The following is a 26,509-nucleotide window of genomic DNA, read 5'->3' on the forward strand; positions in this document are numbered from 1 at the left end:
TCAGCCATTCGGTGTCCGGTAGCGCACCTTTGCCTGGAAAGTCTTCGGTTTCCACCTCCCCGGCGGCCAGCTCCGCCTCCCATCGTCCTCCCAAGAACCGCCGCCGTCATGCAGTGGCGACTCCACAGGTGGACCTTCTGCTGCTTTCCGTCGGAGGCCACGTGATTGAACCTCGTCGCCGCCCGCGCAGGGGTGCGGGAGCCGGGCTCGGTTGGTTGCATACCTTGCGGCTCTCGGCAATCTGTCCAAGTCGCACCCGAGTCCGTCCGGAATGCCGGCATCAGCGAGGAACTCGCCTCCGAATTCTCGGACGGCGGAAAAAACCGAATTCCCTGGTTACCCGCAGGGCGACCCTTTCCGACGGCATCTGTGCGCAGGGATGAGCCGGGCCAGATGTGGTCCCGAGAAAGGGAATCGAGCAGCCGGCCGAAAGGGAACCCCGCGAAAGAGCGCCCGCGAAAGTGCTTTGGAGGTGCAGGAAGCCGGTTTTCGTGACAATTGGCATTTCCAGAGTTCGCGAAGGAAGTTTGCAACCGCGGCAGGCCCCGAGCCCGGGCTCGGCCGTTTCCCGGCAGGCGCTCATGCCCCGACGCTTGTTCTCATCGCGCAAAGAGCCGGCCGGGCGGTCCTCGACCCTCTGGTTCTTTTCCAAACGCCCCACTTAGACCACCGCCGGTTCCGGCGGTCCCCGAACCCGGCCTTCGAATCTTCATGGGTGCCCGGCGAACTTCATCCTGCTCGCCTCAGTCCAGCCGCTCGTCAGGAACCGCGGGCGGCGCCAAGGCCGGCAACCTCACCGAGGGGCGGACGCGTCAATTCCCGACGGGGACGCTCGCGGACGGGCCGGCCGCAGTTTCGCCTCCGCCCAAGAGTTCCACGCTCTTGCCCACGGAGAGAAAATGCAAACAAAGTCGGCGGACCGGACGCCGATAAATGCGGCTGAGCGCCAGGGCATACAGGCGCAACTGCGGCGCATAAGTCTCCACGCGCCGGTCCAACTCGGCCTCTTTCAGTTGGTCGGTCTTGAAGTCCACCACCCACACTTGATCCGGCAGGAGCGCGACCAGATCCGCCGCTCCCTGAACCACGACGCGTTCACCCTCCAAGGTCGGATCCACCGGCTGCCCCACCAGGCGCCGAATCTCGTTGGCCTCCAGGGCGACTGTAAACGCGTGTTCGCGGTGCACGGCGCCGGCCACGGCGCGCAAACGCCGCCCCAAATCGGACCCCCAAAACCGCACGAGGGCCTCGTAATCCAGGACCGCGACCTCCTCAGCGGTGAGTCGGCCCTGCTGGACCAACGTGTTCGCTGCAGCCCGAAAGGACGCGACCCCGGGCTCTGTATCCAGCGGAAACCACCGCAAAAACCGATGGTGCGCCGTGCCCCGTTCCACCGCCGTCAGGGGCGGCCGGGGAAACCGCCGCTGGGCGGAAGCCCGACCGACATACAACCGCCCCATGGGCTCCTCCTCAACCTGCCTCTGGGCCGCGGTCACAGAGGTTTTCGCCGGTACGCGGGTCGCCGACATCCACGCATACGGTTGGCCCAAGAGACGCTCCGCTTCGGCCCCCACCCAGGATTCGATTTCCGGAGTCACCTGGAAAGGAGTTTCCTCATTGTTTGGTCCGGCCGCGTGCGCATCCACAGTCTCCCTGGGGCCAGGGCCGGTTTCTTCATGCCATGTCCACTGAAACAGCCGCGTAGAGCCCGTGAGACGTTCCTCCGCCGATGGCAACCCCAGATCCCGGAGCCGCGGCAAAAGCCAGTCCAAAACACACCGTGCGCTCAGGAGGTCCATGACGTTGCTGCGCAAAGAGGCTTGTCTTTCCCTCCCCTGAGGGTTCGAGGTTTCCCCGCTGAGGATCAAACGATCTCGGGCACGCGTCAGCGCCACGTACAAAAGTCTCAACTCTTCGCCCAGCATCTCCCTCGTCTGTCGCTGCCTGGCCAGCCAGTAACTCAGGCTGGGATAGGTGCGGGTGCCGTCCCTCGAACGCAATCGAGCCGCCAGGCCGTACTGCTCGTCCAGGATGACATCGCCCTGGAGGTCCTGCTTGTTGAAGGACTTGCCCAGATCGGCCACGACCACGACGGGAAACTCGAGTCCCTTGCTCTGATGGATGCTCAGGAGCCGAACGGCGTCGACCCCCGGGGTTGACGGCACTTCCGGCTCGATGGCCTCTTCCTGGAAGTCCTCCATTCGAGCCAGGAAATGATGGAGTCCTTCGCCGCGGGAGCGGTCGTACTGCCGCGCCCATTCCAGACACCACTCCACGTGCTGTCGGGCCAGTCGGCCGCGGGGCTGGGTGGCGATCCACGCCAAATAACACGTCTCGTTCAGGATCTCCTCCAGACATCGACTTACGGACCCCTGACGGGCCAGCTGACGCCACCGCTCGTATCGGCGCAGGAAACGCGTCAGCACCAGCCGCGTCGCACGCAGATCCGGGCCCGCCGGATCTTCCTTCCCAGCTGCCGCGAGCCAGCGGTGAAGACGCAACCAGACCGGCAAGGATCGGTCCTGACGACAGATCCACGCCAGTTCGTCCAGGGACAGTCCCACCAGCGGCGACCGCAGGACCGCCAACAGGGGCAGGTCCTGCAGCGGATTATCCAGGATTTGGAGCAGGTGGATCAGGTCCGCCACCTCCCGGGTCTCGAAGAACCCGCGCCGCGCGACCTCCAGGGGCACATGCATCGCCTCGAAGGCCCGCACATACGCCTCGATCTTCGGCGATGGCGATCGCAACAACACCGCCATGTCCGAGTAACGGACCGGCCGGCGCTCACCGGTTTGCGGGTCGCGCACCCAGAGTGGTTCCTGGCGCAACTGGCGCAGCCGCCCGGCAAGAAACCTGGCCTCTCGTTCGGCCTTGCTGAACTCCTCGGCCGGCGCTTCCGCATCCTCCGTCGACACCGCCTCTCCGGCCCCGGTCGCGCCCTTGCGCGGCGGAGTCCACAAATGAATTTCCACAGGCGGATCATTTTGTTCGTCCGCATGGGGACTCTCCGGAGGCAACGGACTCCGCAACCAGGCTTCGCGCCCATAAGTCACCCCACCCACCTCCGGATGCATCAAAACGGAAAACACCTCGTTGACGAACTCCAGCAATCCCGCCCGGCTTCTGAAATTCTCCGTCAACTGCACCACATGACTGTCCTCCGCCCGGGCCCACGCTTCCGCATATTGCCGGAAAATGGCCGGGTCGGCTCGTCGGAACCGGTAGATACTCTGCTTGACGTCGCCCACCAGGAAGCGGTTGGGCGGGTCGGCAGTACGACTGACCGCGCGCAGGATCAGGTCCTGGGCGGGATTGATGTCCTGGTACTCGTCCACGAAGACCCAGCGGAACCGGTGTTGCAAACGCTCTCCCAGGGGGCGGGGACGCTGGTTGCGGCGGTCCCAGAGCAACGTCAGCGCCATCTGCTCCAGATCGGCGAAGTCCAGTTCGCCCCGTTGACGCTTGGCGGCGGTATAGGCCTCGTCAAAGCGCCGGACGAGGTCGAGCAGAGCCGCCATGGGTTTGCGCATTTGCTCCCAGTCCTGCCCCAGCGGATCCGTCCGGGAACCCTCCGGAGAACTTCCGGCAGCTGCAGGAAGCAGGGAACCCAGAAACTGCAGCTCCTCCAGGCAGCGTCTCAAATCCCCGCCACGGGCATTGGGCGTTGAACGACCTTTCGCAGGCTTCGCCAGAGCGGCTTGAAAACGGCGGTAGCGGACCGCCCAATCCTCCAGGAACCCGGCCGGTGGTTCCTGCGCCGCAGACCGGTCCAGGAGCTCCCGCCAACACGCGGCCCCTGAATCGTCCGGGGATAGCGCCAGAATGCACTCCTTCCAACGCGCCTGCCAGGCACGAAAAGCCTCTTGCAGCCACTCGCGCCAACGTGTGGGGTTGGAATCCTCCAGGTAGGCTTTCTGGGATTCGAACCAGGCATCCGGGTCTGCCAAACTTTGGCTGTAGGCATGCACGCGAAGCACCTGGTCGCGCAGCCGCGCTTCATTCGCGTCGAAATACTCCCGAAACACAAAGCGCAGCGCCTCCGCCCGGGGAGAGCTTTCGCTCAAAACCTCTTCCAGGAGCTCATGAAACACTTCATGGCTTCGTAACGCGGCCTCACCGGCATCCAACACGACCAGCTTCGGATCCAGGTGCAACTCGGCGTAATGCTCGGTGACGAGCCGGTAACAGAAGCTGTGCAGCGTCCCGATAAACGCGTTGTCGAGCAGGGCCAGCTGCTGGTGCCAGAAGAGGTCCGTTTCCTGCCCCGCCAGGGTCTCCAATCGCTGCCGAATTCGTTCGCGCAGTTCGGCCGCCGCCGCCTCGGTAAAGGTCACGACCAGCAAGTCGGTCACGCACACCCGCTCCACCCCGGCCGTGAGCCGATCCGAATCCTCTGGCGGGACCAGCACCCGCAGCACCCGCTCGACCAGGGTTCGGGTTTTGCCGGTGCCCGCCCCGGCCATCACCAGGACGTTGCCCGGAGCTTCGACTGCCCGCTTTTGTGCTTCGGTCAACATGGCAAGGGAGCCTGCCTGGGAAACCCGCGCGCAGCGGTTCGCCTAATCCACCCGTACCCGCCAAAAGCGGGGCGATGCGCCGGGACGAATCCGCAGAATCGTTTGGCTCGCGTTGGTAAGAGGCACGGTCAAGACCGGTTGCCAGAACGGGTTCTCGAGGTTGGTGGCCTCGAACACCTGACAAAGCCCCAGCCGCGCGCTTTCAACAGCAAGTTCCCATGCATCGCCCTGTTTCCGAATCCACAACCGCACCGGCCCGGGCAACGCCTCCGGATCCTCGCTCAGATCCGGGATGCCGTCGCCATCCGTATCATTCGGGTCGGCCACCGTCCAGATCCAGGTCAGATAATCCGGTTCGGGCGTGGCCGGTTCCCCGTCTTCGAAGTCGAAATAGCCCGCGTAGTTGGTGGCCGTGCGAACGTCGCGAACGAGATGGTTCGTGGGATACGGGAGGGGTTGGTCCCATTCGTTCGTCCAGGCCCCCGGGAGAAGAATCAGTTCGACCGCGGGAGCCTCCGGAGTTCGATGCAACCGCACCGGCCCGGTCCACCGGGCGCCGGGCCGCCCCGCACCGTGGAGTTCGACATACCCCTCAATTTCGCGGGGACCGTTCGCATAGCTCAGCCTGCCCCGATACTCCAGCAGCTCGAACCTGTGAGTGAAAACCGCCAGAGACTGAAACGGGTTGATCTTGAGGTTCAGCACACAGGTTCCGGTGGCATCGCCGGCAGCTCGTGTCCATCGCGCTTCCACGGAACCGGAGCCGAACCCTTGCAACTGATAAATTCCACTGCCCTGCCACAGGACCGCGCGGCGGACCTCGAAAAAATCGGGAACACCGTTCCTGTCGTCGTCCTGCAGAGGAATTTCGAGCAACAGGTTGCCCCTTACCTCTTCGAACCAGGCCAGGTCGGTAAGCGTCAACAAAGCGCCGTGGGTGTACGGATCCGCGCCCCAGACCGGGAACAGCTCCCCGTTGATCCGATCGGGCAGCGACGAACAATCCAGAGCGAACAGATCGAAAGGTTCCGTACCACGATTGACACGGATCGACAGGCAGGTGATCTGCGTGTCGGCCGGGCTCGCGGCCTCGCCGGGTGTTCCCGGGGTCCCCATCCAGCATCCCAACACCACAATCAGGCGAAGCGCCGGGTTCATGAGTGGACCGGACCCTGATGCATGCATGCGCCCACGCAAACACCTTCCCCGGAGCGTGTCAAGCGACAGGCCCGGCCAGGGCCGTGGAACCGGCCACCCACCCGCAACTCGCGCAAACCTGGTCGTCCACCCCTGCCAGCCCCGGAAACAAACATTGCGGCCCCGGCAACAGAGCCCCTCCGCGAAACCCCGCGTGTTGTGCCGGCTCAGCCCCGTCCCCAGGCTGTCCCTGCACCAACCCCCGATCCAATTCTTGGCAGTGGCTCGACAAGTGCCGGACCCACCGGTGCGCAACCAGGCCTGCCCACTGGCTCGGATCAAGAGCACGGCGCAAGTGACCGTCGCGAGCGGGAGAATTCGCCGAGCAATGCAGGGCGGCTGATGCGATTCCGCGGGACAACACGCTTGCTGATTGTCTGAACCCGCCGAGCGCCGTGGTGCGGATCCCCCGGCCGGAAGCCGGACTCCAAAGGGTCCTGCTCCGGCCCCCACCTCTCGGCGTTGCGGTCGGTCTCCGGCAAACCACTCCGGGGCGGGCGGCACCTGGAAATGCAGAGGCGCGAGAACTTCCGATGCTTCACGCCCTCCCAGGATCCTCGCAAGCCCTCGTGTCTTCTTTGCGTCCCTGCGACAGGAGCATCCCTGAAGTTATGCCGCGGGAACCTCGGCCCTGGCGGGGCGGAACCCCGCTCGATGCAGCAAAGCAAATCAGAAGCACTCTACCACCGCAGGATCCCGCAGGGTGGTCCCTCCGCCCCTTCCCTCGCGCAGGGGTTGGGATCGACCCAGCAGCCGTACCTCGACGAGTCCGGCTTGCCCATCGCCCCTGGCTCCGTTTTCCGATTCCCACCCAACGGCTCCACAAAGGCCGCCACACTGCCTCCCTTTAGCGCCCCCGGGCCACGGGGCCGGCGTTATGGGCCCGGCAGGAATCGTGTCCCGCGGAGCTTCACCGCGACGTGTGACGCTTTTGAAACTTCTCCAGTTTGGGCCGAATCACAAGCTGGCAATACGCCTCCGTCGGATTCTTGCGAAAGTAATCCTGGTGATAGGCCTCCGCGGGGTAAAACCGATCAAGGGGGACAATCTCCGTGACGATGGGCCGCGAGAAGCGTTTCGCTGCCCGGGCCTTCGAACGTTCCGCGGCCTGGCGCTGGGACTCGTCCGCGTACAAGATAATCGAGCGATACTGGGGTCCCACGTCGTTCCCCTGCCGATTCAGGGTCGTGGGGTCATGCGCTTCCCAGAAGGCCTCCAACAAATCCTCGTAACGAATGCGAGCCGGGTCGTAAACCACCTGAATCACCTCGGCGTGACCCGTGGTGCCGCTGCAGACCTGTTTATACGTGGGATGGGGGACATGACCGCCGGCATATCCGCTGGTGACGGACAAGACCCCCGGAATCGTTTCAAACAGGGCCTCCATACACCAGAAGCATCCGCCACCGAAGACCGCCGTGGCCGTGCGCGATGGCGTATTGGTCTGCAGCGATTGTGTCTGGGAGTTCATGGTCCACCCCATCCATGCGACAAGAAACAGCCCGGCCGGGAACCATCGCCCGGCCATGCCATGGCTCCGTTGGGTCCGCATGACGGACACGAATCTAATTCAAAACGCTCGTCTCTGCCAGCAGCGGCTCGGAACTCAGCACGACGCGTCTGTTCCCTCGCGCCCGGAACAAATCGGTCAGAGGACGTGTCCCCGAGTCGAACACCGGACCTCATCAGGGATTCGGGCAGAAGGAACCCTGCAGCCGGAGGGCGCCGCTCCCGACTTCCCTCGCCCCCGCTGCGTCCGACCGGCGGTCAGCCCCCGCGCGCGCCACGCCCGAGGGCCCATGGGGCACGTTGAGTTGGACCTCGCCCGGCTTGTCTCGGTTCGGGCCGAAGTGGATGGGGCGCAAGTCCAAGTTGCCCCGCCGCACGTCTGCTCCGGAATCATCCTTCTTCGCCCCCTGACCGAACCAGCCGGGCCACGGGAACGGCTGTGTTTTTACGCCGAACCCGTCCGAAACGCAGCAGCAACGAGGCTGAACACATCAAGTCGGGGCGGATCCATGCCAACCCGGGCCGGCGCACGACTGATCTGGGAGGGCTGCTGGCGGGGTCGGTCCTCAAGCCAGGGTGCGGCCTCGCGCCCGCCGGAGTTGAGCCGCGAGCCCCGGCGGGGGCCGACGGGTTCGCCGGCGCAAGAGATTCCAAGGAAGCGCCTTTCTACCGGAACCGTGTTTCCAACCGGTGCAGGCCGCCGGTCCTTGGACGATCTGACCCGGTAACGGTCGCTGCCTGTGGGGTCTCGGAAAAGCCCCGGGGATCGGACTGCCGACGACCTCCCGCCTTGCCATGCCCGGGACAGATTGATGTAATGCCGGCCGTGGTTCCGCAGCAGACGATCAAGCGTTCCGTCAGCTACTCAGGCATCGGGCTCCACAGCGGCAATCGCGTCACCATGACGCTGTTGCCCGCACCTCCCGGGCACGGGATTCGTTTTCGTCGGGTGGATCTGGAAGCCCGGCCCGAAATCGAGGCCCGCGTGGAGAACGTCGTGGACACGCAGCGCTCCACCACGCTCGGCAAGGGGCCCGTCCGGATCCACACGGTGGAGCACGTGTTGGCAGCCCTGCGGGGATGCGGGGTGGACAACGCCATCGTGGAGCTGGATGCCAATGAACCGCCGATCGCCGACGGCAGCGCCCGAGAGTATTGCAAGTTGATTCACAGTGCGGGGTTGCAGCCGCAGGACGCACCGCGGCAACCCTACGCGGTAACCGAGCCCCTGGCCCTGCAACTGGACGATACCATCATGCACCTGGTGCCCGCCCCCGAGTTCAAAATCTCCTGCACCAGTGCGGATCGCTCCGGCCGATACACCCAGTTCTTTTCCCTGGTCGTCACTCCCGAAAGCTGGGAGCGTGAGTTGGCACACGCGCGGACGTTCTGCTTTTTCGAGGAAATCGAGTACCTGATCAAGAACGGGTTGATCAAGGGAGGCAGCCTGGAAAATGCGATCGTCATCCGTGACGATGCCGTGTTGACCACCGAGCCGCTCCGTTATCCGGAAGAATTCGTGCGGCACAAAATGCTGGACATCGTGGGAGATCTGGCCCTGTTCGGCCGGCCGATCCAGGGGCATCTGGTGGCCGTGCGGCCCAGTCATGCCGCCAACTGCGAGTTGGTCCGACAGCTGGAGATGCGGTGCCGCCGGGCGGGCGGTGCGCCGCCGTTTGTGCCCTCGGCACCCGCGCCCGCCCCCTCCACGGAGCCGACGCCGCCGCCACCGCCCGCGGCGCACGATCCGGCCCTGGATGGCTGCGTCATGGATGTGTCGCAGATCATGGCGCTGATCCCGCACCGGTACCCGTTCCTTCTGGTGGATCGCATCGCCCGGCTGGAACAGGACCGCATCGTGGGCATCAAAAATGTCACCATCAACGAGCCCTTCTTCCAGGGCCATTTCCCCGGGCACCCGATCTTCCCCGGTGTGCTGCAACTGGAAGCCATCGCCCAGGTGGCGGGCGTGCTGATGCGCAAGCGTTTTGCCGAAAAGCCGCAAATCGCGTACTTCATGTCGGCCGAAGAAGTGAAGTGGCGCAAGCCGGTGCTGCCGGGCGACACCCTGGTGATCGAGGTGGACCTTCTGAAAGCGCGGGGCAAGGTGGGCAAAGCGCGCGGGGTTTGCAAGGTGCGGGGCGAGGTGGTGAGCGAGGCGGTGGTGACGTTCATGCTCATGGACGCCTAGGCCGGAGCGGGTTCCTGCCACGCATATGCGCATTCATCCCACGGCGGTCATTCATCCCCGGGCGCAACTCGGGGCGGATTGCGAGATCGGACCCTATTGCGTGATCGGCGAGCACGTGGAGCTGGGGGACCGTTGCCGCCTGCATTCCCATGTGGTCATCGACGGCCACACGCGACTGGGCTGTGACAACGAAGTGTTCCCGTTCGCTGCCATCGGGCTGCGGACGCAGGACCTGAAGTGGCGCGGGGGCACGACGCGCGTGGTGATCGGGGATCGGAACACCTTTCGCGAGGGGGTCACCGTCCACAGCGCCACTCAAGACGGCGGCGCCACCGTGATCGGATCGGACAACCACATCCTGGCCTACTGCCACATCGCGCACGATTGCGTGCTCGGCAATCACATCGTCATGTCCAGTTACGCCGGCCTGGCCGGCCACGTACAGGTGGAGGACCAGGCCGTGCTGGCCGGTTACGCCGCGGTGCACCAGTTTTGCCGCATCGGCCGCCTGGCCATGGTGGGAGGCTGCTCGAAGGTGGTGCAGGATGTCCCGCCCTTCATGCTGGCGGACGGAAGTCCGGCAGAAACCATCACCATCAACAAGGTGGGACTGGAACGGGCCGGCATTCCCGAGGAAGTCCAGGCCGTTCTTCGCCAGGCGCATCGCCTGCTCTTTCGCAGCGGCCTGACCATCCCCAACGCACTGGCCCGGATCGAGTCGGAACTGCCCCCCCTGCCCGAGGTGCAGCATCTGGTGGCGTTCATCCGCGCCAGCGAACGGGGCATCAGCCGATGAAGTTCCGGGGAAAACCGACCTTGCATCTGGATGCCTTCAACGCCTGCCTTCCGAGGGCACGAGAGATTCCTTGCGCCCACGCGTCGTGAACATCCTGCAGCGCCATCTCCTCCGCGAAATGCTGGCCACGCTCGCCATGACCGTGGCGGTGTTCGTGTTCGTCCTCCTGCTGGGCAATGTGCTGCGGGAAATCCTGCTGCTGTTGGTGCATCGGCAGGTGAGCCTGGCGAGCGTGCTGGAGGCGGTGGGGCTCCTGTTGCCCTACGTGGCGCCCTTTGCCCTGCCGATGGGCCTGCTCACGGCGGCACTGCTCGTGTTCGGGCGGTTCGCCGCGGATCAGGAACTGACGGCCGCGCGCGCCAGCGGGCTCAGTCTGACCCATCTGGTGGCTCCCCTGCTTTTCCTGGCGCTGGTGCTCAGTGCGGTGACCGTCTTGTTGAACGCGGAGTGGGCCCCCCGCAGCCGCACGGCGTACAAGGCACTGCTCGTGCGCATCGGCCTGCAAATGGGCCAGGGCATTCTGCCGGAACGCCAGTACATCCATGACTTCAAAGGTCTCGTGCTGTACATCGGGCGCATCCGGGAAGCCCGGTTGGAGGAGGTCCTGGTGTGGCGCCTGGACGATCAGGGCCGCGCCGAGTACAAGCTCCGGGCCGAGGGAGGCCGCCTGGAATCTGCAGCCGACTCCGGAGGATTCCGACTGGAACTGACCGACGTGGTGGCGGCCCGACGCACACCCGAGGGCTGGGTCCCCGCCGGGTACGCCCGTACGCTCGTCTACACCTTGGAGCCCCCCGCCAGCCGGCCCGCCCGGGCCCCGAAGATCAGCGAAATGACCTGGCGGCAACTGCTGGAGGAACGCCGGTCGCGGGAACACCAGGGCATCGAGGCCACGCCGGTGGTGGTGCAACTGCATCAGCGGGTGGCCTTCGGTTTCGCCTGTTTTGCCTTCTGCCTGGTGGGCATCCCGCTGGGAGCCCGGCTGCATCGGCGAGAAACCAACGTCGGGGTGGCCGTCGCCCTGGTCCTGGTGGCGATTTACTTCGGATTCCTCCTCCTGGCCAACGCGTGGGACACCCGGCCCGAACGATACCCGCACCTCCTGGTCTGGCTGCCCAACTTCCTGTTCCAGGGAATCGGGGCCTACTTGTTGTGGCGCATGGATCACGCCCCCTGAACCGGGCCCAAACTGCGGCTATAGTTCCGTCCCTTCCTGCCGATAAGGGACTGGACAGGAAGAGTCGGGAAGATTCGCGGGAACACGACGGCATTGCCCGGGGCCGGTGTGGCCGGGGGAGAATCGGCCTCCGGCTGCCCGGTGTTTCCCAGAAAAGGCGTCAACCTCGGACTCCCCGGCAACGGGCCCGGGAATCGGGATTCCGGAGCCGATGCAACATACGCATGGCCGCAGCAAGCACGTTGAGTCAGGGCGAAATCGCGCAGTTGATGCAGACGATTGAGATGTTCGAGGTGATCACTCAATCGCAACCCCTCGACTATCAATCGTTGGAAATCCTCAAGGAGGCGTATGCCAAGCTGGGCCAGGAAGAGCAGGTCGTCAAAACCGCCAAGCGCATCGCGGAAGCCTACGTCCAGTTGGGGCAGTTTTCCTCCGCCATTCTCGAGTACGAAGGGATCCTGCAGCGTCACCCCGACGACCAGGAGGTCCGGGCTGCCCTGCGGGACATCGAAGCCCGCGCGGCCAACCTCACCAGTGCTTCGCCGGCCTCCACGGACACCGACGTCCTGCCCACCCGCCCGGGCACGCCCTCCTCACGAACGGCAGCCCCCGCAGCCGCACCCGTGCCGGCCAGCGTCGAAGACGGCCGGTCCGCCATGCGCAAGATCTTCGTGGAAGGGAAAGTCATCAGCGCCGCGGATTTCGACGCCTGCTGGCCCCAGCCCGATCTGACCGTCGTCCCGTCCGAACCCGTGCCCCCCTTCATCCACAACCTGGCCGAAAAAGGCCTTGTCCCCGTCGAACGATCCCTGACTCTCCTGATTGATCGAAGCCGGTTGCCCTTCCTGCCCCTGGAGCGCTACGACGCGGACCCGGACCTGGCCCGTCGTTTTCCCGCCGCGCTGTGTCGGCGTTGGTGCATCCTGCCCTTCGACACCATGGGGCGCGCCCTGCTGGTGGCCACGGCGAACCCGTTCAATCAACAGGCCGTGCGCGAACTGGGCGCCATATGGCCGCAGCGGTTGCAATGGTACCTGGCCGCACCCGCCGAGATCCTCAAGTACCTCCGCAAAGCGTTTCGCTGATCGCCCATGCCTCCTCCGAAAACATTTGGCGAACGTATCGCCGACGCACTGATCGAAGACGGCCTGCTGACGCCACAGCAGGTGGAAGAACTCCTGGAGCAACAGCGTCGGGACGGCACCCGCCTGCTCAAGCTCATCCAGGACAAGGGCTACGTCAGCGAGGTGGACCTGGCCGTTTCCATGGGCCGGGTGCTCAATGTGCCGCCCATCAACCTCGCCCGCATCGGCATCCCGTTGGAGGTGGCCGAACTGCTGCCGCGCGACCTGGCCCAGAACCACAAACTGGTTCCCGTCGCCCGCCTCGACAACAAGCTCTTCGTGGCGATGGCCGACCCCCTCAATGTCCTGGCGCTGGACGACATCAAACGAATTACGCGACTGGAGGTCCATCCCCTCATCGCCCCCGAACGGGCCATTCTCGAAAAACTGAGCCATCTCGACGCGGCCAAGAGCGGCAGCATCGAGCAGTTCATCCAGGACACCCAAAAGGCCGAGGCGGAGGCCGAAGCCGACCAGGTCGAGGTCACGCGCGAGTCCACCGAGGAGGTCAACCTCGACCAACTGGCCGCCTCCAGCGAAGAAGCCCCGGTCATCAAACTGGCCAACCTGATCCTGGTCCAGGCCATCAAGGACCGCGCCAGCGACATCCACTTGGAGCCCTTCGAAAAGACGGTCCGGCTCCGATACCGCATCGACGGCGTGCTCACCGACGTCACCCCCCCGCCCAAGAGCATGTACCTGCCGCTGGTCTCACGTTTCAAAATCATGTCCAACCTCGACATCGCCGAGCGGCGTCTGCCCCAGGACGGCCGCATGCGCGTGCGCGTGGGCGGCAAGGACTACGACCTGCGCGTGTCCATCCTGCCCACCGTCCACGGGGAAAAAGTGGTCCTGCGCGTGCTGGACAAGTCCAACCTCTCCGGCAGCCTGGACCAGCTTGGCCTGGACCCGCACACCTACCAGCGGGTCAAAGCGGCCATCGATGCCCCCCACGGCCTCATCCTGGTCACCGGCCCGACCGGCTCGGGCAAAACCACCACCCTCTACTCCGCCCTCAACGAGCTCAACAGTCCCATCTACAACATCATCACCGTCGAGGACCCGGTGGAATTCCAAATCCCCGGCATCAACCAGGTCCCCGTCCGCAAGGAAATCGGCCTGACCTTCGCCAACGCCCTGCGCTCCATCCTGCGCCAGGACCCGGACATCATCATGATCGGCGAAATCCGCGACACGGAAACGGCCGAAATCGCCATCGAGGCCGCCCTCACCGGACATCAGGTCCTCTCCACCATGCACTGCAACGACGCTGCCGGCGCCATCGCACGGCTCGACGACATGGGCATCGCCCCCTTCCTCATCTCCTCCTCGGTCATCCTGTCCTGCGCCCAACGCCTGATGCGCAAGATCTGTCCCTATTGCAAGGAGCCGGTAACCTACCCTGCCAAAATGTACCAGGACCTCGGAATCGACCCTGCCTTCTTCGAGGGCGTAACCCTCTACCGCGGCCGGGGCTGCGAACGCTGCAAAAACTCGGGTTACGCCGGCCGCATGGCCATCATCGAAGCGATGACCGTCACCGACGAAATCCGGCGCCTGATCATCGCCCGGGCCAACTCCCACGAAATCACGCACCTGGCCATCCAGCAGGGCATGAAAACCCTCCGCATGGTCGCGCTCGAGCGCGCCCGGGAGGGAATCTCCACCCTCGAACAGGTGTTGGTCTTGACCATGGCGTACTGACCGCGAGCCTCGCCGCCAATGCGCAATCTCAGGCCGGCGCCTGATGCGCCAGCCAGGTCAGCCGCAAACCCTCCAGCGTCAGGTCCGGCCAAACGTGCCGGATCTCCGGCACCCGTTCGGCCATCAGCCGCGCATACCCACCCGTGGCCACCACCGCGGCCCCCGTCCAACCCATCTGCCGCTGAATCTCCGTCAACACCGCTCGGACCAGCCCCGGATACCCGTAATACGCACCAGCCTGCATGGCCTGCACCGTGCTTCGTCCCACGACACTCCGGCAGCGGCGGACCCGGATGCGTGGCAGCAAGGCGGTGCGTTCATGCAAATAGTCGGTCATGGCCTCCAGTCCCGGGGCAATGACGCCCCCAATGTAACAGCCGCGCTCGTCCACAACGTCAAAGGTCACCGCCGTGCCAAAATCCACCACCACCACGGGCGCTCCCACCCGATGCCAGGCAGCCAGCGCATTGGCAAGACGGTCAGCGCCAATCGTGCGCGGCCTGGGATAATCAATGCGCAGCCCCCGCAGGGTGCCCGCGTTCAACTCCAAACATGGAACGCCCCAATGACGCCGTACCGCCCGCCGCACGGACGGTGTCACCCGCGGCACCACACTGGCCACCACCGCGCCGGCCACAAACGTCCGTCCCACCCAACGGCACAGGGCTGCCTCCGCACGGCCCGAGGCCCAGTCGGCGGTGCGAACCTGGCCCCGTCGGACCACCCTCCGTTCATTCCCCAGCCCCAGGTGAGTGTGCGTGTTCCCAATGTCCACCAACAACCACATGACATCCCCTTCGTGGCTTGCCGAGCCGCCAGCCGGCGCCCGACGCCGGAGCTCCGACGCGCCGCGAAAGTAGAAGGGCACAGCGCCCGGCACAAGCCGTACCCGTGCCGGCCGCCAACAGGGCGCGCCTGCCCGACCGAGTCCAAGAACCCCGGCTACAGCGCCCGGTCGCCAAAGCCGGGCCATCCGGCCCGATCACACCGCACGCAGGCCGGAACAACATCATGGTCTCCAAAAGCGGTTCGAAACGCCACGTTCCTCCGGGGTCAGAGCTTGCCTTTCCCCGCTCTCAGCAAGCTTCAGGCTCTCGCCCCAAGCGGAGGCCCGGGTGACCAGACGGCCGGTACGCTTTCAGGAATTCAGACCGAGACCGCGCCCGGTTGTTTGCGAACCGGAGAGGAGTTGGTCCTGATGCTCGAGGCCCGCCCGGCCAGAACCAGCGACGCAACGGGGGCGTCTGGTCCCCCGTCCCCTCGGCGGCCCCGCTCGGGATCCACCGTTGCACTGCAGCAGAGTCCGGCAACGCGCAGAAGCACGTGCGCAAGCCTGCTAGCAAGCACGATCGGCATGGCTGCGTGTCATAAAAATTTTCTCTTGCCAAGACCGGGCCCGGTGCTAAAAGTGGATCTGCAAACCAGTTGTAGTCCAAGTCAGAACCAACCCAACAATAGGCAACCATACGTCCTATGCGAACCCGATCCTCAACCCTTGCCTTGGGAGCGGCCCTGGTCGTGTCCCTTGCCTCCTTCCGTGTCGGCGCCGGAACCGCCACGTGGAACTTCGATGACTGGAATGACCCGTCATTGACCAATTTGGTGGTGACCGGAGACGCTACTACGATCTTCAACGAGGACTGGAAAAGGTACACGGACGGCAATCCGCCGACGGGGGGATTCCTGCAGCTCACTCCAGCCGTCGGGAGCCGGAACCTGGCCGTCGTGTTTCCGGACATCGACAACGGGGCACCCATCAAGGCCTTCCGGCTCACGATGGACGTCCGCGCCGGGAATGGCACGGCCGAGCGTCCGGCTGACGGGTTCAGCATCAGCTAGGTCCGAGAAAACGATCCGGCCCTGAGCAACATCGTGCAATACGTGGATCCTGTTACAGGGCGCGGCATCGTCTTTGGCTTTGCCGGCGGAGACGACCTTGCCACCGCGCAAAGCCCGGCCGGAAGCGGTCTGCCCGAAAACGGCTCGAAGACGGGCGTGGCCGTAATTTTCGATGCCTGGCAGGGAAATTGGTTGCCGGATACCCCGGACTTTCGAGACCGGGAAGGGCTCGCAGTTCGCGTGGACGATCGGACCCTGATTCAGGTTGAAATGCTCAACCGAAACGGCGGCGGCTGCGATGTCACCGACTCGCTGCAAACCGGCGCCTGGCTGAACGACGGCGGCCAGAGCTACACGCACCTGGAGTGGTGCCGGCTCGAAGTGGAAAAAACCGTCGACAACAAGGTTTATGTGACTTGGAAAGGCCGTCGAATCCTCGACGGATTCCAGCTCCAAGAGTACTCAGTTCACAAGGGTCGGCTGATCCTCGCAGGTCGTACCGGTGGCAACAACCAGTACGTCCATTTCGACAACATCACTCTGGAGACCACCCCCGCGATCGAACCCGTTGTCAAATCGCTCTCGGTCAATGCCGATCTTCGCGGCTGGACGCTGGTCCTCGAGGACACCCTTCCAAGCGTCTTGACCAATGTGACCGAGGTCATTTGGAACGACCAGAACGTCACCGCCAACGTCTCCGTCACCAAGGCTGGCAACGAAACCCGCGTGGTTTACACCCAGGCGAACCGCTTCCCACCCAACTCGCCCAACGTGGTTCGCGTCACCTTCCAGACCAGTCTCGGTCAGACGCTGGTCAGCACGGCAAATGCCACTACGCCCAACTACTTCGTGATGCCCCCGGCATATGCGCTACCGCTGTCCGCCGTGTCGGGACAGCCACGCGGCATCGCCTTCGGCGCCATCTACCAGACCATCGCCGAAAACCGTAACAGTCTGGGCGACAACCAGCTCAACTGGACAGAAGAACAGATCCTCGGTCTCTGGGGAACCAACCTGATCACGGGCACGCTGCCCACCTCCACCGATGTGCTGGACTACCAGAACAGCGGGCCGTTTGGCACGCCGAACGGGAATTTCCAGCAGGGTGGCAGCCTCATCAACCTGTGGGAAGGGGTTGACTACGATCTGCGTGACCTCGGCTTCGGATCCAATCCGGCCAAGACCAGCACGGACGACGGCACGATCGAATGGTTCGCCTACGTCTATTTCCCGACCGCCGGCGAATACATCATGGTGGTCAATAGTGACGACGGATTCCGTCTGACCACCGCACGAAACGCCCGCGACCGCATGGGCGATATCATCTCCTTCTTCAACGGCGGCCGTGGGAACGCCACGGGCGTCAACGCCGGCACGCAGCAACGGGTCATCGTGGATCAACCGGGGGTCTATCCGATCCGCGGCATCATCTACAACCGGGCCGGCGGGTTCAACGTGGAGTGGTATACCCGGGTTGGGGACAACCTTTACTTGATCAACAGCAACGCCACGCCGCAGGCCCTGCAGGCCTGGGTCTCGGCCACCGGCGTCGGCTGCTACGTGCAAAGCGCCATCCCGGTGCGAGACGCGGTAGATGTACGGCCGGACCGCAGCATCCGCATCGAGCTGGCCAACGGCTCGACCACCGTGAACGCGGGCTCCATCGTGCTGCGGGTCAATGGCAACACCGTAACGCCCACCGTGACTTCGGGTGCGACCACCGTGGTGACGCACCCGGCGATCGGCCCCGGCGGGTACTGGCCGAGTGGCTCAAGCAACACCATCGAGCTGTCCTTCACCGACAGCGCCGGTACCCAGTACAACTACACGTGGAGCTTCCGCGTCAGCGCGTACAAGACCCTCACCGGCGGGCTGCCGCTCGGAGCGCAGGACACGACCAAACCCGGGTTCCGCGTGCTGACCTGGAAGCCGATCTTCGGCTGGACCGCTCCGGGTGAATGGGACGGCGTCTATCCGCTGACCCGGATCTACGCCGCCGAGCAGCTGTTGGCCGGTTATCTCCGGCCCAACGGCGCGCGCGACCAGAACCAGATGGTCAACGGCTACTTCGAGTATACCGGCGTGGTGAACTGGAACGGTGAGCTGGACGGTGTACCGTGGAGCGGCGGCCCCAACCAGCAGGGCAACTTCCGCGAGCCGGACTATCCGGACAGCTTCCCACCCGGACTGCCCGGCCTGTCGGATCCGAACATCCCACAGAGTGACCTGCTCACGAAGGCCGGATATACCGTCGAAGTGCTGACCTATGTGGTCTTCCCGCAAGCGGGTGCTTACACCTTGGGCGTCAACAGCGACGACGGGTTCCTCGTCACGCAGGGCCATCAGCGGCCCGCCAAGAACGGTGCCCTGATCGTCAGCGCACCTGCCGCCGTGGCCGGAGGCTACTACGCCATCCACGCCCCGGCGGGCACGGCCCGTCCGCTGACCAATGCGGCCATCACGGCCAAATTGGTGCCCACGGATCCCATCCTGGCCAACACGCCGCTGAACAACGCGGCCGCAGTCTCCAACAACATCGCCATCTGCCGGCGCGGCGCAGTTTCGTTCAGCGCCAAGATCCGGAACTGCCTGCAAGCCGGCGCCGTGGCCGTGATCGTGGTGAACAACCGCGATGAAGTGGATCAGAGCGGTGGGAACAACGGGCCCATCCCGATTGAAATGGGTGTTGGTTCCGAAGGCTATCAGGACATCCCGGCTGCGATGATCATGCTCGAGCACGGCAACAAACTCATCGCCGCCGCGGCAACCAACGACGTCATCGCCACCCTGAACCCAATCCCGATCTCGTGGGATGCCGAAGGTGCTCTCGGGTTCTTCGACGGCGGCCGTGGGTCCTCGGATACCCTGTTCAACATCCTGGTTCCGCAGGCCGGCGTCTATCCGTTGCGCCTGATGTACTTCGAAGGTGGTGGTGGCGACAACTGCGAGTGGTTCAGTCTCGCCCCCGACGGCACCCGGGTCCTCATCAACGACCCGAACAATCCGAACTCCCTCAAGGCCTTCCGTGCTGTCACGGTCCAACCGCCGCCCACGCTGTCCATCGCCCGGGAAGGCAACCAGATCATCCTCACCTTCACCGGAACCTTGCAGCAGGCGGACAACGTCACCGGCCCGTACACCGACGTGGCCGGAGCCACCTCGCCCTATCGGGTGAACATCACTCCGGGTGCGAAGTTCTATCGTGCCCGCAACTAAACCCGGGCCGGGGCTTTGACCCGGCTTGAAGCACGGGCGGTCTGGCAACAGACCGCCCGTTTTGTTTTGGGCCAGAGCGCCTCCGGCCCCCCCAACCCGGGCGTGTGTCGCACCACCGGGAACCCTGGCCGCCGGGCAAGGCGGCTGCCCCAGAAGAAACCGCTTGCTTGACAAATCCAGCACCGGGCTTGGTCTGCTGCAAATCCCCGGCATGGCGATCCACGGCCCTTCACCCGTGGAGACCTCCGCAAGGCTCGAGATGGCGCCGAGGATCCGGGCAACTGCAAGGGTTGGCCACCACACGACGATCGAAAACCACGGTAAATGCCGACCAACCAGAGCTTCAGGTCCTGCAGGGCAGGGCGAACCCTCGGCATGGTTCCGCATCCGTTCCCTCGGCAAACCTCCTTCCCCGCACCTTTCTTGGCACTCTGCACCCGGGACTTGAGCAGCAAAAAAAACCGGGCCAAGCGGCCAGGGGGTGGCCGAGAGGCCCGGGGAGTAACGAACAGTACACAGAGGGATCAGGGAGAACTCGGTCAGGACCTGTACCGAGCCCTGACCGAAATCCGGTCCGGATCCAAGCACGGATCCCACTCAAAGAGCGCCCGCCTTTGTGTTGCGGTGACGGGCGTAGGTAACCATGAACGCCAGCAAATGTCAAATGGAGTTCGCAAAGTATAAGCAGACCTGCGATAACCGATTAGGTCCCAATACCGGTCGGCTCGCGTGGACGGCAGGTCCGATTCTCAAGTGCTTCACCGGCCGGGCCCTGGAAAAAAGAGCATGAAGGGCCCTCCCCATCTTTCCCCAAGCCGCGAAGCCCGGCCTGCGGAATCCATCAGAAGCCCCTTTCCTCGAGACGGGCCAGCGCCCAGCGGGCGTGTTCGGCCACCACCGGATCGGGGTCCCGAGCGGCCCGCTCCAACGGGGCGCGACACCGTTCGTCCCCCACGTTGCCCAGAGCCACGCAGACGTTTCGTCGCAATCCGCTATGCTTCGCACGCGCCAACGGCGTCCCCCCAAACCGCCTCTGGAACTCGTCCTTGCTGATGTGCAGCAGCTCGAGCAGATCCGGCACTTCCAGGTCCGGCCGATGGAACTCTCGCATCAGCCGACCGGCCCTGGCAAACCGGTTCCAGGGACACACCGCCAGGCAATCGTCACATCCAAAGATGCGATCTCCAATCGCGGACCGAAGCTCCACCGGGATGGAACCGCGCAACTCGATCGTCAGGTAGGAAATGCACAAACGCGCATCCAGCTCGAACGGCGCAACGATGGCCCCGGTCGGACAGGCCTGCAGACAACGGGTGCAGTGACCACACCGATTCACCTCCGGCCGATCCGGCGGCAATGCCCACGTGGTCAACACCTCGCCCAACAGCAACCAGTTACCCCAGCGACGACTCACCAGGTTCGTGTGTTTGCCCACAAAGCCCACACCCGCACGCTCGGCCAGTTCCCGCTCCAGCACCGGACCCGTGTCCACATACCACAGCGCCCGTGTCCCCGGCGGACCGGTCGCCTCCACAAACGCTGCCAGCAGTTTGAGGCGCGTGCCCATCCAGTCATGGTAGTCCAATGCACGCGCGTACCGGGCCACCACCCCCGTCACCGTCGTCGGATCCCGGGCCACGGCCGCCGGCTCCGCTGCGTAATTGACGGCCACCACAATGACCGTTCGCACCCCCGGCAGGACCCGGGCCGGGTCCTGCCGCTTCTCGCGATTCCGCGCCAACCAGTGCATTTGGCCATGCCGACCCGCTTCGAGCCAGCGATCCAGGTGGGCCGCACGCGCCGGAGGCGCCGCCGTGGTAAACCGGCATTCGTCGAAGCCCAGTGCCACCGCCCGGGCCCGGATGATTTCCCGGGCCTGCTCCAGCTGCTCCCATGCGGCAGCTCCCCCGTCCTCTTGGGCTTGATTCGCGGTGGCAGCCGTCGAGCCAGCCTCCTCCGCACCCGTCCCGGCCGCCGGTGTCTGGGAGGACTCACACGACACTCTGTTGATGGATTCGAAACGCATGCACCACCTGGGCCGCCACTTCGCGGATGGGGCGGTGTTCGGTCTGGATCAACACGTCCGCCTGTCGATAATACGGCTCGCGGCGAGCCAACAGCTCCCGGATCCGCGCCAGGGGATCCGGCGTTCGCAGCAACGGTCTGTGATCGTGATGGCGAACCCGCTCGTACAACACCTCCGGTGATGCCCACAAACAAACCACCAGCGAATGCTGCTTGAGCTGCTCCAAATGGTCTCCATACGTGGGCAATCCCCCGCCCGTGGCGATCACCGTACGCGACCGCTCGGCCAGGGTGCGCACAATCTTTCGTTCCCACTCGCGAAACCCGGGTTCGCCTTCCCGGGCAAAAATCTCCGGGATGCTCATGCCGGCCGCCGCTTCGATCAACGCATCGGTATCCACGAATTCAAATGCCAGTTGCGCGGCCGCCATCCGGCCCACGGCGGTCTTGCCGGAGCCCATGAACCCGATCAACGCCAAATTCCGAATCTCGCGCGGCATGCTTGCCATCCCACGGATAGCCCGATCCGGGCGCGCGCGCACGCAGAATCCGCCGGCCCGGTCCCGCGCCAGACGGACGCACACCCAGGGATCCCGCCCGCCCATCAAACGCAGTGGCGCCAGAGGGTCTCAAATGCCGCAAAAGCCAAACGCCCGCGACCTTTGGTACGGCGTGGTTCAACCGACCGGATTTGGCGCTACCTGCGGCCAACTGCTGCGGAGTTCGAAAAGGCCATCCTGCGCCAAAAAGGCGAATCCCCACCGCAGGGAAGCCCTCGGGGAGGACCAGACCGCGCACCGTCAGCCTGCAAGCCCGCCCAACGGAGCACCCCAACCGGCCCACGAGATCTGTAGACCGAGAGAAGACGCCTCTGCCCGAACCCCGCTGTCCCGCCATCCCGAACAAAGCGAAGTCCGACCTTCGCACTCTGCGGGCTGCCATTTCGCCAACTGCTGGCCTTGAACGGCGCGCGCCTTCAAGAATTCGCCGCCTCGCTTCCTCGCCGACGACGCGGCCTGCTCTGGGGTGCTTTCCAACTCGAACTTTCAACCCTATGTTGGAGCCAGCGGCGAGTTTTTCACGCCCTGCTCCATCACTCGGCCGATGGGCCCCAGAGGATCAGCGAGGAGGCAGGGTGAACCCTTGTCGCACACGAAGCAGAAATGATGGAAACGTTGGCAAAACCTCGGAGAAGACGATGGCCGCTTTGGATCGGGCTCGGTGCGGCAGTGTTGCTGTTGCTCCTGACGGTCGCCTGGTGGGTAATCACCAGCAATGCCTTTTTCCAGGCGGCGATTCTGCCGCGCGTCAGCCGCACTCTGAACGCCCGGGTGGAGGTTGGGCAGGCCGAAATCCGGCCCTTCCGTGGCATCACCCTGCGCCGCGTTCAGATCCGAACGGATGATCGCGAACCATTGTTGGAAGCCACGGAATTGCGTGTGCGTTACTCCCTGCGTGGCCTGTGGGACGGCCGGATCGAAATCGAGGAGTGCGTCCTCGAAGAACCCAGGCTGGCTGTGCGGTTCGAGCCAGACGGGCGCAGCAACCTCGACCCGGTGCTGGCGGCGTTTCAAAAGCCGGCACCCGCTGCACCACAGCCCGCCACCCGTGGTGCCGAATCGCGCGTCTTCCGAGTCGGGCAGCTGGTCCTGCATCGGGGGGTCGTGCAGGTCCGCCATTCGGTCTCCCCGGAGGAAAGTCTCCTGGCCGAAGTCGCGGACCTCGAGCTCCATTTGGAACACCTGGGCAACGCACAAACCGGCAGCGTCCGGGTCGCAGCCAGTATCGCCGCCGAGCGAAAGCATCCCAACGCCACCCTTGCCGGCCGGGTTGCCAGCCGCCTCGAGCTCAGCGGGACGATGGCCCTGGACACATCCCTCCAACCGCTTCTCATCACCGCAGACGGACAGCTGAGCGTCAGCCGGGCCGACGGCGCATGGGCCCCCTGGAAGGACGCACGGATTCAACTGAGCGGTCAGGTCGAACCCGATCAGGTCCGCCGCGTGGCCCTCGCATTTTCCCGCGGCCCCACGGCTCTGGGACAACTTACCCTGCAGGGGCCCCTGAGTCTGCTGCGACGCGAGGGAACCCTCGAGGTCGGTCTGGAAGGCGTCGACGCGCGATTGCTGAACCTCCTGGGCGCAGCTTTCGGGATCGACTTCGGGCGCACGGAGACCGGGTTACAGGCCACGCTTACCCTGGCCGACGGTGGACGCAAACTCTCCGCTGCGGGGCACTGGCACATTGCCCCGTTTCAGGTGCGTCGCGCCAACCTGGCAATGCCCGAGCTCCAGATCCAAAGCCGGTTTGCCGCGACATTGGATCTGGTGAAACAGGCTCTCACGCTGGAGCAGTTCCATCTCACCGGCCAGCGCCAGGCGCAAACCTGGCTGGACATCGCCTTGTCCGCCCCCATGCACTTGAACTGGTCCACCAACGCCGCGGCAGCGGTGGATGAGGCTGCGCTCCGCATCCAGATCCGGGACTTGGACCTGAAGGACTGGGCACCCCTTGTCGGGTCCAATCTCCCCACCGGCCGGGTACAATTGCAACTGGACCTCCTGGCCCGAAACGCCGGACGCAATCTCCGACTCCACAGTCGTGGCCAGCTTCAAGAAGTTTCGGTCCTCTGGACCACGAATCACTGGACCGGGTTGGGCTTGGAACTCCGGGCGACCGCGGAACTCGACGACTGGCAGCGATGGATTCTGACCAACGCGCAGATCCACCTGACCCACCAGGCCCGACCCGTTGCCACCGCCCACTTGCAGGCGCAAGGTTCCCTGCCCCTTGCCTCGGTCGAAGGACTCCTTCAGGCCACGCTCGCACTGCCCGCCTGCATGCAACTGTTGCCAAGCCAAACCAACGTCTTGATTCAAACGGGGACACTTCACCTGACCTCCAAAATCAGTCGCCACAACAATCAAATCCACGCCGACGGTGAGGCCCGGCTCGAGGGCACGAGCGGACGGTTCGGCGCCACCCATCTGCCCCCCACGGATCTGATCGCACAATTTTCGGGCGGCTGGGACGGCAAACTGGCACGGCTGTCCCGGTTGGAGCTGGAGTCTCGTGTCACCGGTCAGTCGGCAGGACGGTTCGCTCTGCAAGGTGAATATCGCCTCGACGGACCCGCTGGTACGTTCACCGGCCGCCTGGAACGTGTCCAACAGGCGCTCCTGCGACCCTGGTTGGACCCGTGGCTCGGACCAACCCGGCTCCTGGCCCTCGAATGCGACGGCAACTTTCAGGGCGCCTGGAACGCCCACGGCCCTTCCCGGCTCCAAGCCGCCCTGACCCTGACCAACCTGGTGGTGCAGCCGCCGAACGCACAAGCGCCCTGGGCACCCTTGGGCGCCCGGGCGGAAGTCGATCTCGTGGGCGCGCCAACGCAGCTCGAAATCCGGCAGCTGCTCGTGGCTCTGGACCCCACGCCCCGCGCCACCAATCGATGCATCCTCCGTGGCCATCTGCAGCGCACCGACGCGCAGCCATGGTCCGGACGCTTGGAACTGACGGCGGAATCTCTGGATCTGACCCGGTACTACGATCTCTGGGAAACGCTGCGCCCCACCGCCACCGCCCCCGCCACAACGCCCCGGTCCGTCCCGACGGAGCCGGCTCCGGTGGTTCTGCCCATCCACCACGTGCAGTCCGACGCGCGAATCAGCCGACTCCTCTTGCGGGAGCTGGACATCCGCGACGTGGAACTGTCCGCCGCGGTGCAAAGCAACCGTGTCCGCCTCCAGCCCCTTCGCGCCCGGATCAACGGGGCTCCTCTTCAGGTCACGGCAGACGTCAACCTGGGGGTTCCGGGATTCGGATACGACCTTGCCCTCCAGGCCGAAGCCGTGCCTCTGACACCGTGGGTTGCCTCATTCCTGCCCGAACGCCGCGATCACCTCCACGGCACCGCCTCGGTTCGGCTCCAGTTGCAGGGAGCCGGCCTGACGGGTCCGAGTCTCCAGAAAAACCTGCGGGGCGAGGTGAGTCTCCAGGCCACCAACCTGAACCTGGCCGTGGCCCAGGTCCGGAACCCGCTCCTGGCAAGCCTGCTCGACGTCGTCCTCGGTCTGCCGGAGTTGATCCGCAATCCCACCGCTGTCGTGGGTCGGCTGCTCGGTCAACTCACCGGAACGGCCGCACCCCGCGCCGGCTGGATGGAACAACTCGCTGCCGCACCCATCCAGGGTTTACGAGTCGAGGCCCGGGCGGGCGAAGGCCGGGTGCAAGTGGCCACCGCCGAAGTCCACAGCGCAGCCTTCCAGGCCCACGCGGCCGGCGATATCATGCTGGCCCCCGACCTCGCCCAATCCACCCTCCACATTCCCGTGCGCGTGGCGCTGGAACGCAGCCTCGCCGAGCGCATCGGCCTGGCATCCGTTCCCAACCAACCTTATACGCCCATGCCGGACTTTCTTACGCTCCGCGGCACACTGGTCGCTCCCAAAGCCGAGGTCAACCGACTGGCCCTGGCCGGGTTGGCCGCCGCCAGCGGCGCCTCCCTCCTCCGAAATCTCGGCAGCGCCACCACCGAACAGGCAGGCAATGTGTTGGGCACACTGGGGCAACTGCTCGGCGCGCCGGCGCCCCTGACCTCGACCAATGCGGCCGCGACCAACGCGCCCCCCCGAACCAACGCACCGCCCAGCCTTCTCGATCTGCTCCGGCCACCGCGCCCCTGAACCGCCGGCGCTCTTCCCGTCGCGCTGCTTTCTCCAGCTGCCAGATCGTCGGCTCGCAGACGGCGCACGCTACAAAAGGCATAAGGATTGTCTGAGCCCTGCAGAGACACCATCACGCAGCGCAGGCAACCTCCGAAGGGCTGCTGATCTTGCGGCCCTCGTGCAACTCCGCAACGCCCGCAGGCCAGAGGTCTGCGATACAGCAGGCTGGAAGCCCGCGCTACCTTAAGCCCTGGGCAGCCCGTCACCGCCAGCCAGCGAGGAAACGCGGCGTTTGGTCGTCCTCAAACTTTCCGCCGAGTCCCATCGGCGGCTACGAGGAAACCCACAGAACACACTGAAGATTCCCATAAAAAGCCCACAGACCACGCAGAACACGCAGAAGAGGAATCAAGGAGCATCCGCAAGTGGGGTTTCCCAAAAGACGACGTGGGTAAGTCCACCGACTCCCGTCGGTGGCTACGGGTTCGGAGTTGGTAGCCGCCGCGGTGACGCGGCGGACCATTGCTGCCGGGAGTCTCCG

Annotated in this window: 14 protein-coding genes; 8 read left to right on the forward strand and 6 right to left on the reverse strand. The window is 64.9% G+C overall.

All coding sequences use genetic code 11. From position 1 onward, the window contains the following. Positions 1-812: 812 nt before the first annotated feature. The 3 genes from ACPDIT_RS00750 to msrA form a co-directional block, all read right to left on the reverse strand. Positions 813-4,520 (reverse strand): UvrD-helicase domain-containing protein, encoded by a 3,708-nt coding sequence (locus tag ACPDIT_RS00750; RefSeq protein WP_423440675.1) that lies wholly within the window; start codon positions 4,518-4,520, stop codon positions 813-815. A gap of 42 nt (positions 4,521-4,562) precedes the next feature. After that, positions 4,563-5,678 carry a hypothetical protein gene (locus ACPDIT_RS00755; protein WP_423440677.1) on the reverse strand — a complete coding sequence of 372 codons (1,116 nt, stop codon included), beginning with the start codon at positions 5,676-5,678 and terminating at the stop codon, positions 4,563-4,565. A gap of 949 nt (positions 5,679-6,627) precedes the next feature. Beyond that, positions 6,628-7,188 carry a peptide-methionine (S)-S-oxide reductase MsrA gene (gene msrA / locus ACPDIT_RS00760; RefSeq protein WP_423440679.1) on the reverse strand — a complete coding sequence of 187 codons (561 nt, stop codon included), beginning with the start codon at positions 7,186-7,188 and terminating at the stop codon, positions 6,628-6,630. 855 nt (positions 7,189-8,043) lie between these two features. Here msrA and ACPDIT_RS00765 point away from each other — a divergent pair. From ACPDIT_RS00765 to ACPDIT_RS00785, 5 genes are all read left to right on the forward strand, one after another. Further along, a complete protein-coding gene (locus ACPDIT_RS00765) occupies positions 8,044-9,417 on the forward strand; it encodes a bifunctional UDP-3-O-[3-hydroxymyristoyl] N-acetylglucosamine deacetylase/3-hydroxyacyl-ACP dehydratase (RefSeq protein WP_423440681.1) in 1,374 nt (457 codons plus the stop codon). Positions 9,418-9,442: 25 nt separating this feature from the next. After that, positions 9,443-10,213, forward strand: a complete 771-nt coding sequence (gene lpxA, locus ACPDIT_RS00770) for an acyl-ACP--UDP-N-acetylglucosamine O-acyltransferase (protein ID WP_423440683.1) — start codon at positions 9,443-9,445, stop codon at positions 10,211-10,213. A 70-nt stretch (positions 10,214-10,283) separates the two neighbouring features. Then, positions 10,284-11,390, forward strand: coding sequence for an LptF/LptG family permease (locus ACPDIT_RS00775; protein WP_423440684.1), 1,107 nt, complete (start codon positions 10,284-10,286; stop codon positions 11,388-11,390). A 224-nt stretch (positions 11,391-11,614) separates the two neighbouring features. Then, positions 11,615-12,478, forward strand: coding sequence for a hypothetical protein (locus tag ACPDIT_RS00780; RefSeq protein WP_423440686.1), 864 nt, complete (start codon positions 11,615-11,617; stop codon positions 12,476-12,478). A 6-nt stretch (positions 12,479-12,484) separates the two neighbouring features. Beyond that, a complete protein-coding gene (locus ACPDIT_RS00785; protein WP_423440688.1) occupies positions 12,485-14,221 on the forward strand; it encodes a GspE/PulE family protein in 1,737 nt (578 codons plus the stop codon). Between the two features lie 28 nt (positions 14,222-14,249). On the opposite strand, the gene ACPDIT_RS00790 is transcribed toward ACPDIT_RS00785, so the two are convergent. Next, positions 14,250-15,008 (reverse strand): type III pantothenate kinase, encoded by a 759-nt coding sequence (locus ACPDIT_RS00790; RefSeq protein WP_423440689.1) that lies wholly within the window; start codon positions 15,006-15,008, stop codon positions 14,250-14,252. 686 nt (positions 15,009-15,694) lie between these two features. Between ACPDIT_RS00790 and ACPDIT_RS00795 the strand changes: the two genes are divergently transcribed. Continuing rightward, positions 15,695-16,060 carry a hypothetical protein gene (locus tag ACPDIT_RS00795; protein WP_423440691.1) on the forward strand — a complete coding sequence of 122 codons (366 nt, stop codon included), beginning with the start codon at positions 15,695-15,697 and terminating at the stop codon, positions 16,058-16,060. A gap of 42 nt (positions 16,061-16,102) precedes the next feature. Next, positions 16,103-19,276 carry a PA domain-containing protein gene (locus tag ACPDIT_RS00800; protein WP_423440692.1) on the forward strand — a complete coding sequence of 1,058 codons (3,174 nt, stop codon included), beginning with the start codon at positions 16,103-16,105 and terminating at the stop codon, positions 19,274-19,276. A gap of 841 nt (positions 19,277-20,117) precedes the next feature. On the opposite strand, the gene queG is transcribed toward ACPDIT_RS00800, so the two are convergent. Next, entirely contained in the window at positions 20,118-21,302 is a 1,185-nt protein-coding gene (gene queG, locus ACPDIT_RS00805; RefSeq protein WP_423440694.1) for a tRNA epoxyqueuosine(34) reductase QueG, read from the reverse strand. Then, positions 21,268-21,801, reverse strand: a complete 534-nt coding sequence (locus ACPDIT_RS00810) for a shikimate kinase (protein WP_423440696.1) — start codon at positions 21,799-21,801, stop codon at positions 21,268-21,270. Before ACPDIT_RS00810 ends, queG begins: the two co-directional genes overlap by 35 nt. Positions 21,802-22,530: 729 nt before the next feature. Between ACPDIT_RS00810 and ACPDIT_RS00815 the strand changes: the two genes are divergently transcribed. Continuing rightward, positions 22,531-25,986: a DUF748 domain-containing protein gene (locus ACPDIT_RS00815; protein ID WP_423440698.1), complete on the forward strand. Its 3,456-nt coding sequence runs from the start codon at positions 22,531-22,533 to the stop codon at positions 25,984-25,986. Positions 25,987-26,509 lie beyond the last annotated feature (523 nt).

The organism is Limisphaera sp. VF-2 (genome assembly GCF_049537125.1).
Taxonomy (GTDB): Bacteria; Verrucomicrobiota; Verrucomicrobiia; order Limisphaerales; family Limisphaeraceae; genus Limisphaera.